The following is a 13,330-nucleotide window of genomic DNA, read 5'->3' on the forward strand; positions in this document are numbered from 1 at the left end:
TCCTGTCAAACTTTGTAGAATCCGAGGTTTATTTTTTAGTTTGGCGTATGACAGCATTTTCTAACTTGCAATTTTCTGAAATGCACCTATTTTAGCAACTTCTTTTGTTTATTTCCGATAAAGTCTATTGATTTCGTAGATGGGCTTGCATCCCCCATAACATAATCCCACAAAATAATCTTTAAGTAGCTAGGCATAAGTAAACTTAAAACCTAGAAGAGGGTATCGCCCGCTACGCGGGCAGTACACTCTCTGGTTTTGTTTTTTAATTAGGCTACCCCCAAACCATATCAAAGCCTGCCTTGCCTTGATCTTCTCTTTCTTCCCCCAACTCTGAAACTACATGCATTATGAATGGCGGCGCTCCGCGCCGCCATTCTCTTTGATTTTGTCCTAATGCAAGTGGTGACAACCCAAGAATTGAATGGCGGCGCGGAGCGCCGCCATTCAATTCTTGGGGTTTATGTGCCTTAGGGTAAGTGACTGTGGCTATAGTTAAGAACAACCCACAAATAATCGCTAAAATAATCGCTGATGTTGCTAATCGTTGCGGAATCTTACTATTTTTCGATTAAAGATTCTCCATAATTTACACTAGATATCTAAGCAAAATCTCAGTGCATTAACTCAGTGCATTAACTCAGTGCATTATGATCGCATCTGAACTAGGAAAGTTTTTAAAGTGTTGCTAAGCAAACTGAATCAAAAAATTCCTAGGGATCGGGCGATCGCCAAAAAATTAAATATTCATTTTTTCTAAGTTTTTCCTGATTTAAGTTTTTGTAATTACTTAATAACTATGTCCCAACCTACGATTGAATCAATATTGCAAGAACGGCGCTTGTTTCAACCAACTGCTGAATTCTCGCAAGCTGCCCATATTAAGAGCCTTGAGGAGTACCATCAAATCTACGATCGCGCTAAAGCCGATCCAAGCGCATTCTGGGCAGATCTCGCAGATAAGGAGTTAGATTGGTTTGAGAAATGGCATACTGTCCTCGATTGGCAACCGCCCTCGGTGAAATGGTTTGATGGGGGGAAAATCAACATTTCTTATAACTGTCTCGATCGCCATTTGCGTACTTGGCGCAAAAACAAAGCAGCGTTAATCTGGGAAGGAGAAAATGGGGATTCGCGTACCCTTACCTATGCCCAACTGCATCGTGAAGTTTGCCAGTTTGCCAATGCTCTGAAACAATTGGGAGTCCAAAAGGGCGATCGCGTTGGTATTTATATGCCAATGATTCCTGAAGCCGCGATCGCCATGCTTGCCTGTGCCAGAATCGGTGCAGTGCATGGTGTCGTCTTTGGTGGATTTAGCGCGGAAGCTCTGCGCGATCGCCTGATCGATGCCGCCGCGAAATTGGTGATTACCGCTGACGGTGGCTGGCGCAAAGATGCGATCGTGCCATTAAAAGACCAAGTCGATAAGGCGATCGCCAATGGAGCTGTACCCTCGGTTACTGATGTGTTAGTAGTCAAGCGCACGGGGCAAAATATTCACATGAGTGCGGGACGCGATCACTGGTGGCATGACTTGCAGCAAGGTGTTTCTGCTAAATGCGAAGCAGAACCGATGGATAGCGAAGATATGCTCTTTGTTCTCTATACTTCAGGCAGTACAGGTAAACCAAAGGGAGTTGTGCATACCACCGCAGGCTATAATCTCTATAGCCATATGACGACCAAATGGATTTTTGACCTCAAGGATACGGATGTCTATTGGTGTACCGCTGATGTGGGTTGGATTACAGGACATAGTTATATTGTGTATGGACCTCTTTCCAATGGCGCAACGACATTGATGTACGAAGGCGCACCCCGAGCCTCTAATCTGGGTTGTTTTTGGGATGTAATTGAAAAGTATCAGGTTTCGGTTTTCTATACAGCACCCACGGCAATTCGTTCCTTTATTAAAATGGGTGAACATCATCCCAACACACGCGATTTAACATCACTCCGCCTATTAGGAACCGTTGGCGAACCGATTAACCCTGAAGCTTGGATGTGGTATCACCGCGTCATTGGTGGTGGGCGTTGTCCAATTGTCGATACATGGTGGCAGACGGAAACGGGCGGAATTATGATTACCGCGTTACCAGGGGCAATTCCTACCAAACCTGGCTCCGCGACCCTGCCATTTCCAGGCATCATTCCCGATATTGTCGATCTTAATGGCAATCCCGCCCATGACAATGAGGGAGGTTATCTAATCGTGCGCCATCCTTGGCCTGGGATGATGCGGACTGTCTACGGCGATCCCGATCGCTTCCGTAAGAGTTATTGGGAACATATTCCCCCTAAAGATGGTAATTATGTTTATTTTGCGGGGGATGGTGCTCGTAAGGATGAGGATGGTTATTATTGGGTAATGGGTCGAGTCGATGATGTAATTAACGTCGCGGGACACCGTTTAGGAACGATGGAAATCGAGTCAGCCTTAGTATCCCATCCTGCGGTGGCTGAGGCAGCCGTAGTGGGCAAGCCCGATGAATTAAAGGGTGAAGATATCTTTGCCTTTGTGATTCTCGAAGGCGATCGCCAACCTAGCGAAGAACTGGCAAAGGAACTTAAAAAACATGTTGTTGCTGAGATTGGCGCGATCGCTCGTCCTAGTGAGATTCGCTTTGCGGAGGCTCTACCCAAAACCCGATCGGGTAAAATCATGCGGCGCTTGCTGCGATCGCTTGCCTCTGGTCAAGAAATTACCAGCGATACTTCTACTTTAGAGGATCGTTCGATTCTTGATAAGTTGCGTGAAGGAGCATAGTTAAAAACACTGAAACCTGTAGCCCATGCTGTGTGTGGGCTACAGGTTTCAGTGTTTTTAATTTAATGTAGCTTCGCTTGTTGTGGCGATCGCGTGGCTTCACAGACGGCTAAACGCTATAATTTAAGTCAAAGCTTAAAATTTTAAGTAAAGTTTTATTTGAAATTTTTTACTTAAAATTTTTTACTTAAAATTCAATTTTTCTAATTTTTATATTCTTTAACTCATAAGTCGATAAATGGTCTCTTCGCTGCCCACCAAACTAACCACAAACTCTAATATCCCCATCACATTTCCGCTTGCGGCTGTGGTCGGTCAAGAAGCGATTAAAACCGCTTTACTGCTAGCAGCGATCGATCCTGGCATTGGTGGCATCGCCCTCGCAGGTAGACGCGGTACAGCCAAATCTGTTCTCGCTCGTGGTATCCATGCCCTATTGCCGCCCATCGAAGTTGCTGTCGATTCCCTTAGTAATTGCGATCCTACCAAACCCGACACATGGGACGATGCTCTCGTCAAGGCAATGAAGGACAAGGACAAGAGCGAAATAGCTACCAAAGTTATTCCCGCTCCCTTCATTCAAATTCCCTTAGGAATTACCGAAGATCGGCTAATTGGGTCTGTGGATGTGAGTCGTTCGGTGCGCGAAGGTCAGACCGTATTTCAGCCAGGAATTCTAGCGGAAGCCCATCGTGGTGTTCTCTATATTGATGAAATCAATTTACTCGATCCGCAGATTTCTAATTTACTGCTTTCCGTTCTCTCCACGGGCTATAACCAAGTCGAACGCGAAGGCATCAGCTATCAACATCCCTGCCAGCCCCTACTGATTGCCACCTATAACCCCGAAGAAGGCATTTTAGGCGAACATCTGATGGATCGGATTGCGATTAATCTCTCGGCCGATGGAGTTCTCTCCATCGATCAGCGGGTGGAAGCCGTAGATATGGTATTGGGCTATGCCAATTCGCCTGAAGCCTTTTTAAGCGGTTATGACTCAGATATTGACGATCTGCGGACACAGATTATTTTGGCGCGAGAATGGCTCACTGATGTGACAATTTCTAGGGCGCAGATTCAATACCTCGTTGCGGAAGCGGTACGTGGTGGTGTGCAGGGACATCGTGCCGAGTTATTTGCTTTACGGGTAGCCAAGGCGGCGGCGGCGTTGGAAAGTCGCACTCAAGTTAATGCCGATGATTTACGTCAAGCGGTGGAATTAGTAATCGTACCGCGATCGCCTCTTTCTCCTGAGCAACAACAACCCGAACAGCAACAGCAGCAAGCACCGCCTCCGCCGCCAAATCAAGATGATGGCGAACAGAAGCAGGATGAGAATCAAGAGGATCAGGAACAGGATCAAGAGCAGGAAGATGAATCTCCTGAAATTCCTGAAGAGTTTATCTTCGATCCAGAGGGTGTAATTCTTGATCCAGAAGTTCTTTTCTTTGCTCAGTCGATGCAAAAGCAAGGGCGATCGGGTACACGTAACCTGATTTATTCCCAAGAACGGGGACGTTATATCAAGCCAGTTTTACCCCAAGGCAAAAGCGATCGCATTGCCGTCGATGCCACCCTCCGCGCTTCGGCTCCCTATCAAAAAGCGCGAAGATTACGTCAGCCCCATCGCAAAGTGATCGTCGAAGATGTGGATATCAGAGCGAAGAAGCTAGCACGTAAGGCGGGAGCGCTGACGATTTTCTTGGTGGATGCATCTGGCTCGATGGCTTTGAATCGGATGCAGTCGGCTAAGGGAGCAGCTTTACGGATGTTGACCGATAGCTATCAAAACCGCGACCAAATTTCTCTGATTCCCTTTCGTGGTGAAAAAGCTGATGTACTGCTGCCGCCCACTCGTTCCATTGAAGCGGCGCGTCGGCGTTTGGATACGATGCCCTGCGGTGGTGGCTCGCCGCTAGCCCATGGTTTGACTCAGGCGGTGCGCGTGGGGATGAATGCCAGACAGTCGGGTGATGTGGGCTCGGTAACGATTGTGGCAATTACCGATGGACGGGGCAATGTACCTCTGGCGCGATCGCAGGGTGAACCGATCGACCCTGAAAATAAGCCTGATATCAAAGCTGAATTGATCGATATTTGTCGCAAGATTCGGGCGCTGAATTTGGGGTTATTAGTCATTGATACGGAAAATAAATTCGTATCTACGGGATTTGCCAAGGAACTCGCCGCCGCAGGTGGTGGTAAGTATTACCATTTGCCCAAGGCAACCGATCAAGCGATTGCTAATGTCGCTCTCAGTGCGATCGCCGATCTGCGTAACTAAACGTAACTAAAAAGGAAGGGTGCAAAGCACCCTTTCTCTATTTATGGCTCAATTATGGCTCAATTCCTAATTCTCGAAGTTTTGCCGCAAGGCGATCGGCACGTTGCTTTTCTGATTCAGCACGCTGACGTTCCTTTGCTAGCAAATCTTGAATTTCGGCATAATTTAAGAAAGGATTACCGTCAGCATGAAACATTTTTAAGGTTTCATTATTAATTTCAAACTGAATCCCCAATCTGGGGCTTTGCCAACCACGAACAATAACGAGAGGCGCTAGGCTATCGCCTTGTCTTAGCCATACTAATAAGCGATTAGCCTCATAGTCATAGATATAATACTCCTCCACTCCATAGCGATCGTAGAATAGGAGTTTCTTATCCATTTCTTCTTGAGTATTCGAGGGAGAGAGAATCTCAAATACGACCTGTGGCGGAATATTATCTTCTAACCATTGTTTGTAAGAGCCTCGATGCCCTCTTGGTCTACCGATCGCTACCATGACATCAGGCGCAGTCGAGAGATCGTTGCGTCCTTGGACTGGATACCATAATAGATCGCCTGCAACAAAAATCTTCAGATCGCTATTTTGATTTTGACTAAAAAACCAGTCCAGATTTTCTTTGATTGTGACAATCCAAATGAAATGGGTTGTATTACTTGCCATGGGCTGACCATCGCTTTCAGGGTAAATAATTTCAGTTGATGAGATGGTAAGCTGCGAAACCATAGCACAACTCCATAGAAAGATAATTGACTTATTTTAACATTACTCTAAATTTTAAGATGGGCGGCGCAAAGCACCGCCCATCCTAAAATTTAGCATGAACACATTATTTTAAAATTGCTCATGACCCGTAAGCAAAAAATCGCGATAGGCTTAGGAATATTATTGGGAATGGCGATCGCGATCGCCAGTTATTTTCTCTATTGTCCTAGTCCAACTGCGGGGCTATTTCCTCCTCCGCCCAATACCAAAACTCGCACGATTTATTTTGTGCAGCATGAATGGCATTCGGGTCTAGCATGGGCGCAGCGAGGAGAAAACTTTGGTACGGAAGAATGGAAAGATGCCCCTTATGTAGAAGTGGGGTGGGGCGATCGCCAGTTTTATTTTGCTGGCGATCAGTCTATTCCTTCGATGCTGCGGGCGGTATTCATTCCATCGGCAAGCGTCATGCATGTAGCAAGTTTTGCGGATGCTCCAGAAAAGTTTTTTAAATTTCCTGTATTGCGAATCGAGCTATCGGAAGCAGGATTTCAAAATTTATTTGCGTATGTGAAGCAGACCTTTGCGGTTAATGAAAAAGGCGATCGCTTAGCCGCGATCGGCAAGGGGCAATATGGTGTGAGTAACTTCTATGCGGCTGTACCGAGATATTTCTCCGCTTTTAATTGCAATACATGGGCTGCTGAGGCTTTACGCAATGCAGGAGTTTCTGTCTGTCCCAATCGCGCCGTATTAGCGAAAAATCTTGGCGAGCAACTGCAACATCAATAGAGAATAGAGAGATGAGCTTTGCTCATCTCTCTATTGAAATTCTTTTAATGCCGATCGCAATATTGCCGCAGTTTCGTAATTTTGTTGTTGCTCATGAAGTTGGATTGCCTTCGTGAAAGAGGCGATCGCTTCTGGGAAATAGCCGACTTTCATGAGCACAACACCTAGATTCTGGTGGGCATCGGCGTAGTTCGGTTCGATCGCAATTGCTTTTTGGTAAGCAGCGATCGCTTCGGTAAAACGTCCTGAGGTTTTAAGCGCAATTCCGTAATTAAAATGTCCTTGGGCAAAATTGGGAGCGATTTGCGTCACCTTTTCAAAATAGGCGATCGCTTCTTTTTGATTGAGTTCTTGATAGATATTTCCTAAATTAAGATAGGCGGAGAGCTTAACAAGGTTAGGCACATCTAGGGCAATTACTTGCTCGTAGGCTTTCTTGGCTAGTTCCCATTCGGCATTTTGATGATGGGCAAGCCCCAAATGATAATGTAACTCACAGCGAATTAAATTCTGGCTCTCGGTATCGTCTAGTAGGGCTAATCCCTTCTGTAGTAACTCAATTCCCAAAAGGCGATCGGCATCTTGAGGACTACTAATGTACAAAGCACCTAATTTGTTGAGCATATAACTATCCTCAGGAAATGCTTCCAAATGCTTATGCATCAATTTTTGGGCAAACTCATACTTTTGTTTAAGCTGAATCTCGCTATCGATATAACCATAATGCAGTAAAACGGGAATGTCTCTATGGACATTTAGCACTTGCCAATGGGGTTCTTGCGCTTGTAAAGATACCACCGATCGATCGATCGATTCATGATATAGCCCTGTAAATGTAATCGCAGGATGATTGCGAAATAGACGCAATACCATGGAATAGGGGGCTTGCTTTGCGGCTATTTCCGATCGCAAAAGATTTACTGCTAAACAATCATCCCTTTGCATTACTTCTTGCAAAGGAGCGATCGCTCTTTGCTCCAAAACTTCATCGGCATCAATGACTAAAATCCATTCGCCCTTTGCCTGTGCGATCGCATGGTTCCGCGCCTGTGAGAAATCATTACACCATTCAAAGGGAAATACTCGTGCTTGATATTTCTTGGCGATGGCAACGGTGCGATCGCTCGATCCTGTATCGACGACAATGATTTCATCGGCAAGCGATTGGAGACTCTCTAAGCAGTTGGCAAGGCGGTGTTCTTCGTTTTTGACAATTAAACAAGCGCTTAAAATGATGGGAACTGGCGATCGGGCAAATCCTTGTTTGGTAAATTTAGCTGGTTTAGTTTTAGCTAGTTTAGTTTTAGCTGGTTTAGTACGGGACATTGATGGGGATTTGGGGATTTATTACTTAAGCTGATTTTGTTAGCTGATTTCGTTCAATATCAAATCGATAGGCTTGGAATCCCGTAAAGTTTGCTCTTTTTTCAGAATTAGGAAGAGCAATGGCAACATGTTCAAAGGGTGACAAGTGAGCGGGTTTAGAAGTTAATAGGCGATCGTGTAGTTTCACATCATCGGCGAGACTACGTACACCATCATGATTGAGATAACTGACTCTGGCGCAGCGTCCCACCGCAACTTTGACCAATTCATTAATATCGCTAATTTCGTCAATATCTTCTTGTTTAATTAGCGGTAAATGCCATTCACCTGCGGCTAATTGCTGCGGCTGACTCGCATCATAGGCAGCTTTCATTTTATTAGCAAGATCTTGAATTTCAGGCTGTGCGTCGGGATGACAGCGCTGTTCAAAGAAGTTCTGAAATTCCGTTCCCGAACAAATTACGGTAATTGTGGAAAAAGGTTCTAAAAGGCGATTGACAACTTGTTTGTGAATGCCAATTTCTACTAGTCGCCGCGCATGACGGATCGCATCAAGTCTAGCTTCCTGCCACACTGCCGATGCTGCTTTGATTTCAGCTTCAGTTACTTCCTTTTGGGCAGACATTCCCTTTTGGTTTTTACCCCAATGTAATGGATAGACTTCTTGACTCTCGACGAGTTTAATCATCTTCTCGACGGGAATGGCGCGACTGCTGCTGCTATTTTTGCTGAGCATCCGATGGGTCATAAATTCTGAGTGAACCATGCGATGGTAGGTCAGCACAAACGTAGTTAGGCGATCGCCTGTTATGTTTGTGCTGTCAGCGATGATGGCGGCTTGGGGGTGAAACATGATGCTTAATTCTTAATTCATTTAAGATTGTAGTCTATGGGGTATGACGGCTAGATGTTAAGTATCTCAGCCTTAAAATCCAGAAGAGCATAACGCTCGCTATGCGAGCGTTATGCTCTTCCTAAAACCAAGAAAATTTTTAAAAGCCTTGCTTTGCAAGGCTTTTAAAAATTTTCTTGCGGTTCGTTTGATCGATAATTGCTGTAATTTGCGGAACTCTGGAAATCGAACTCACGTTAATTTAGTTGGCTTGGCGTATAATAAGGTTAAATTTTGTAAAAAATTAAACTATACATGTCCACTACCATTGCGCCTGAAACCGTGACCGTTAAGCACGAGATTAAGGACATTACACTTGCCCCACTTGGTAAACAACGCATTGAATGGGCTAGCCGCGAAATGCCCGTATTGCGTCAAATTCGCGATCGCTTTGCTGCCGAAAAACCCCTCGCAGGTATCCGCATTGCTGCTTGCTGCCACGTCACCACTGAAACCGCCAACCTCGCGATCGCCCTTAAAGCGGCTGGCGCAGATGCCGTGTTGATCGCCAGCAATCCTCTTTCCACCCAAGATGATGTGGCTGCTTCACTTGTTTACGATCACGGGATTTCAGTATTTGCAATCAAAGGCGAAGATAACGCTACATACCACCGTCACGTTGAAATGGCACTTGCTCACCGTCCCCACATCATTGTTGATGACGGTAGCGATGTAACCACCACCCTCGTCCTGCACCACGCCGATCAAATTCCTGAAATCATCGGTACTACCGAAGAAACCACCACAGGTTTGGTTCGCCTCAATGCCATGTTCAAGGATGGCAAGTTGACCTTCCCTGCGATCGCTGTTAATGACGCAGAAACCAAGCATTTCTTCGATAACCGCTACGGTACTGGTCAATCTACCCTCGATGGCATCATTCGCGCTACCAATATTTTGTTGGCTGGTAAGGTGATCGTCGTCGCTGGTTATGGCTGGTGTGGTAAGGGCGTTGCGCTCCGTGCCCGTGGTATGGGTGCAAATGTAGTTGTCACCGAGATCAATCCTGTTGCGGCGATCGAAGCCGCCATGGATGGATTCCGCGTATTGCCTATGGCTGAAGCCGCTAAGGTTGGCGATATCTTCATCACCGTGACTGGTAATAAGCACGTTATCCGTCGCGAACATTTTGAAACCATGAAAGATGGTGCGATCGTCGCTAACTCTGGTCACTTCGATCTAGAAATCGACCTCGTTGCGCTAAACGATCTCAGCGAATCGGCTAGCTTTGTGCGTAACTTCACTCAAGAGTATCAACTCAAGTCTGGCAAATCTATCATCGTCATTGGTGAAGGTCGCCTAGTTAACCTCGCTGCTGCTGAAGGTCATCCTGCCAGCGTTATGGACATGAGCTTCGCGAACCAAGCTCTTGCCTGTGAATTCCTCGTTAAGAACAAGGGCAATTTACCTGCTGGTGTTGTACCTATTCCTAAGGATGTCGATCAAGAAATCGCTCGCTTGAAGTTACAAGCAATGGGCATCAAGATTGATACGCTCACTCCTGAGCAAGTTCACTACCTCAATTCTTGGACTGAAGGAACATAATCAAAAAAGGGAGCGCTAAGCGCTCCCTTTTTGTGAAGTGGATTAGCTTTTTTCTGACCACAGACGATCGCCTACTCAGGAAAGCAATAAGCTATGCTGGTGATATTAAGGTTAGGGTTTCTAATCCAGTAACTTGGTTGATGGAAAATCAAGAGGAAATTTAGGAGGGTTAGTGATGAAAGTTAGTGAAATTTCTAGACGTGTCTACAAAGCTTTGATTCAAGAGTTGGGCTATGCTGGGGCTGCAAGATTTTTGTTAAAGTTTGAGTCTGGTTCTGGCGATTATACCAAGGAACGTCATCAGGGATTAGAGCAATTGACAATGGATGATTTTCGGTCTTTTGTGCGGCTGAAACGAGAAAAGAAGAATGATTGATGAATAGCATAACACGATGTGCAACTATTCTTGAGCTATTGCTCTGAGGTTGTTTAAGCTACCGAAAATTTAAACTACTCATTAATGTAGTACGAGAAATCACGGCTTTCAGACTTTTAGTTGCACATCGCGTTCTGATATGTACTTTATACCTCCATGTCCTAGCTTTTTTGCTTCAATAGCTGCATACCTGCGTTGATCTTTCTCGCGCAGTGAACCGTAAAATTTCAACATCTCTGTCTCAAGTTCTTCGCGGTAATAACCCAAAATTATTCCTTTCCTCTCTTTATCTAAGATGATCCTAATTTGCACAAGTTATTTATTTTTCATTCCTAAAAGCTAATAGCTAATAGCTAAAAGCTAATAGCTATTAGCTTTTAGCCACTAAGCCACCAATTGTCTTTCCCGATCGCGAATCGTGTATTGATTAGCTGGACGACGTAAACCCAGATTTTCGCGCAGAGTCTTCCCTTCATAGGCAGTGCGGAACAAACCACGCTTTTGGAGAATGGGAACGACGAGATTGACAAAATCATCTAAGCCAGTGGGAAGGATCGGCGGCATGATGTTAAATCCATCCGCAGCGCCATTATCAAACCACTCTTGCAACTGATCAGCAATGCTTTCGGGAGTACCGATAATTGTGCGATGTCCGCGTGCGGTAGCAAGCGATCGATACAATTCGCGCAGAGTCAAACCTTTAGATGCCAAATCCTTCACCAACTTCAAGCGACTCTTGTTGTTATTGGTGCTAGAAGGTAACTCTGGTGCGAGATCGTCGAGGGAATAGCCTGACAAATCCACACCTCGGTAATACTGCTTCAAAATACCCCAAGCGACATCGGGATGAATCAGAGATTGCAGAAATTCATACTTCTCTTGGGCTTCCTCTTCCGTACGTCCAATCACAGGGAAAGCTCCTGGCATAATTTTCAAATCATCAGGCGATCGCCCATACTTGGCAAGACGACCTTTAACATCACTGTAAAATTCCTGAGCATCAGCAAGGGTTTGGTTCGCCGTGAAAATCACCTCCGCAGTTCGCGCCGCTAATTCCCGCCCTGGTTCCGAAGCACCCGCTTGAACAATCACGGGATAGCCTTGGGGAGGACGAGCAACATTCAGAGGTCCTTTGACTGAGAAATACTTCCCTTTGTGATTGAGAGTATGCAATTTCTCCGCTTCAAAATAAATGCCAGATTCGCGATCGGCGATGAAAGCATCATCTTCCCAACTATCCCAAAGTCCCTTGACGACTTCGATAAATTCTTCAGCACGTTCATAGCGTTGGCTATGTTCGGGATGATGCTCTAAACCAAAGTTAGCGGCCGCATTCTCATTACCTGTAGTGACGACATTCCATGCTGCTCGCCCATTACTGAGATGATCGAGAGAAGCAAATTTACGGGCTAAGGTGTAAGGTTCCTCATAGGTAGTGGAAGCGGTGGAAACAAAGCCGATATGCGTAGTTACAGCGGAAAGTGCGGAAAAGAGGGTGACAGGCTCGAAATGGGCAATCTTGCCATTACGGCTTTGAGTTTCTGGCGATCCACCCCATACCGCAGGACTATCAGCAAGAAAGACGGTATCAAAGAGACCCCGTTCTGCGGTTTGGGTGATTTGCTTATAATGCTCAAAGTTATGCCCTGCATCGATTTGAGCTTCAGGATGTCTCCATGCAGAGACATGGTGACCAGTAGCTTGAATAAATGCACCTAATCGGAATTGACGTTTTTGACTCATAGGTTTTCTCTAAAAATTTTTAAAGTAATTGTGTGGCGCGAAGCGCCACACAATTACTAAGCGGCAACAGGCTGTTGAATAAATCGGGAATAGCGTTCAATGTAAAAATCAACTGGATTAGCGATCGCTTTTACCGCAGGGCGATCGCTAACGGCATCCCACCAGCGCGTAAGGCGCACAGCTTCTGTGGGAATTGTGTAATTGCGATAATGCTCTAGGGTGGGAATGCGCTCAAACCAAGGATAGAAAGTGAGATCGACGAGGGAAATATTTTCTCCAAACCAGTAAGCACCATCACCAGAAAGCTTGTCTAAAGCTTCATTCTCAATGAATGAAATTGCTTCGTTTAATTCAGCACGACCTTGCTCCTGTTCTTCAGCAGTCTTGCCGCGTAATAACTTACCGAAAGCAGACGTGAATTTGGTATTAGCATAGTCAATCCAGATACGGGCGATCGCTTTAGAACCAGCATCTTTAGGTAATAATGCAGGCTCAGGAAAGACTTCATTCAAGTATTCATTAATAACTGCTGATTCATAAATTTCATTCTCACCATGACGAATAGCGGGAACTTTGCCATATTTGGAAATTGTTGAGAACCATTCGGGTTTATTCTGCAAATCAATTTCGGTATATTCAAAGTCAATCCCCTTTTCGCCTAGAACGAGGCGGGTACGATGGGCATAGGGGCAGGCTTTAGCGCTATAGAGTTGAATTTTGGACATATTAATTGGTGATTGGTGATTGGTGATTGGTGATTGGTGATTGGTGATTGGTGATTGGTGATTGGTGATTGGTGATTGGTGATTGGAAGATGGATCGGTGGGGGCAGAGCATTCTCACCACAATCTATAAAATCTACAGATCACTTTAATTTGAGAATGTTCTGCCCCTAT

General features: G+C 45.4%; 11 protein-coding genes. 6 read left to right on the top strand and 5 right to left on the bottom strand.

Annotation, left to right across the window (positions count from 1 at the left end; genetic code table 11):
• The first annotated feature begins 799 nt into the window (after nt 1-799).
• Nucleotides 800-2,770 (top strand): acetate--CoA ligase, encoded by a 1,971-nt coding sequence (gene acs / locus PseudUWO310_RS18120; protein ID WP_142603751.1) that lies wholly within the window; start codon nt 800-802, stop codon nt 2,768-2,770.
• A gap of 238 nt (nt 2,771-3,008) precedes the next feature.
• The gene (bchD, locus tag PseudUWO310_RS18125; RefSeq protein ID WP_142603753.1) at nt 3,009-5,054 is read left to right on the top strand and encodes a magnesium chelatase ATPase subunit D; all 2,046 of its coding nucleotides are present in this window, start codon (nt 3,009-3,011) and stop codon (nt 5,052-5,054) included.
• 52 nt (nt 5,055-5,106) lie between these two features.
• Here bchD and PseudUWO310_RS18130 read toward each other — a convergent pair whose 3' ends face one another.
• Nucleotides 5,107-5,781, bottom strand: coding sequence for a Uma2 family endonuclease (locus PseudUWO310_RS18130; protein ID WP_142603755.1), 675 nt, complete (start codon nt 5,779-5,781; stop codon nt 5,107-5,109).
• 120 nt (nt 5,782-5,901) lie between these two features.
• Here PseudUWO310_RS18130 and PseudUWO310_RS18135 point away from each other — a divergent pair, with 120 nt between their 5' ends.
• Nucleotides 5,902-6,552, top strand: coding sequence for a DUF2459 domain-containing protein (locus PseudUWO310_RS18135; protein ID WP_142603757.1), 651 nt, complete (start codon nt 5,902-5,904; stop codon nt 6,550-6,552).
• Between the two features lie 30 nt (nt 6,553-6,582).
• Here the strand turns inward: PseudUWO310_RS18135 and PseudUWO310_RS18140 are convergent, their stop codons facing one another.
• Together PseudUWO310_RS18140 and PseudUWO310_RS18145 are read right to left on the bottom strand one after the other, a co-directional pair.
• Nucleotides 6,583-7,878 carry a glycosyltransferase family 2 protein gene (locus PseudUWO310_RS18140; protein ID WP_142603759.1) on the bottom strand — a complete coding sequence of 432 codons (1,296 nt, stop codon included), beginning with the start codon at nt 7,876-7,878 and terminating at the stop codon, nt 6,583-6,585.
• 25 nt (nt 7,879-7,903) lie between these two features.
• Nucleotides 7,904-8,731, bottom strand: coding sequence for an FAD-dependent thymidylate synthase (locus PseudUWO310_RS18145; RefSeq protein ID WP_142603761.1), 828 nt, complete (start codon nt 8,729-8,731; stop codon nt 7,904-7,906).
• Between the two features lie 294 nt (nt 8,732-9,025).
• On the opposite strand from PseudUWO310_RS18145, the gene ahcY reads away from it, so the two are divergent.
• The 3 genes from ahcY to PseudUWO310_RS18155 are packed head-to-tail and all read left to right on the top strand — an operon-like array spanning nt 9,026 to nt 10,691.
• Nucleotides 9,026-10,315 (top strand): adenosylhomocysteinase, encoded by a 1,290-nt coding sequence (gene ahcY / locus PseudUWO310_RS18150; RefSeq protein WP_142603763.1) that lies wholly within the window; start codon nt 9,026-9,028, stop codon nt 10,313-10,315.
• Between the two features lie 32 nt (nt 10,316-10,347).
• A complete protein-coding gene (locus PseudUWO310_RS23675; RefSeq protein ID WP_263363460.1) occupies nt 10,348-10,479 on the top strand; it encodes a hypothetical protein in 132 nt (43 codons plus the stop codon).
• A gap of 11 nt (nt 10,480-10,490) precedes the next feature.
• Entirely contained in the window at nt 10,491-10,691 is a 201-nt protein-coding gene (locus PseudUWO310_RS18155) for a hypothetical protein (RefSeq protein WP_142603765.1), read from the top strand.
• 384 nt (nt 10,692-11,075) lie between these two features.
• On the opposite strand, the gene PseudUWO310_RS18165 is transcribed toward PseudUWO310_RS18155, so the two are convergent.
• A complete protein-coding gene (locus PseudUWO310_RS18165; RefSeq protein ID WP_142603769.1) occupies nt 11,076-12,434 on the bottom strand; it encodes an LLM class flavin-dependent oxidoreductase in 1,359 nt (452 codons plus the stop codon).
• A gap of 56 nt (nt 12,435-12,490) precedes the next feature.
• Nucleotides 12,491-13,159, bottom strand: coding sequence for a glutathione S-transferase family protein (locus PseudUWO310_RS18170; RefSeq protein WP_142603771.1), 669 nt, complete (start codon nt 13,157-13,159; stop codon nt 12,491-12,493).
• Nucleotides 13,160-13,330 lie beyond the last annotated feature (171 nt).

The sequence above is a fragment of the Pseudanabaena sp. UWO310 genome, assembly GCF_006861605.1.
Taxonomy (GTDB): Bacteria; Cyanobacteriota; Cyanobacteriia; order Pseudanabaenales; family Pseudanabaenaceae; genus Pseudanabaena.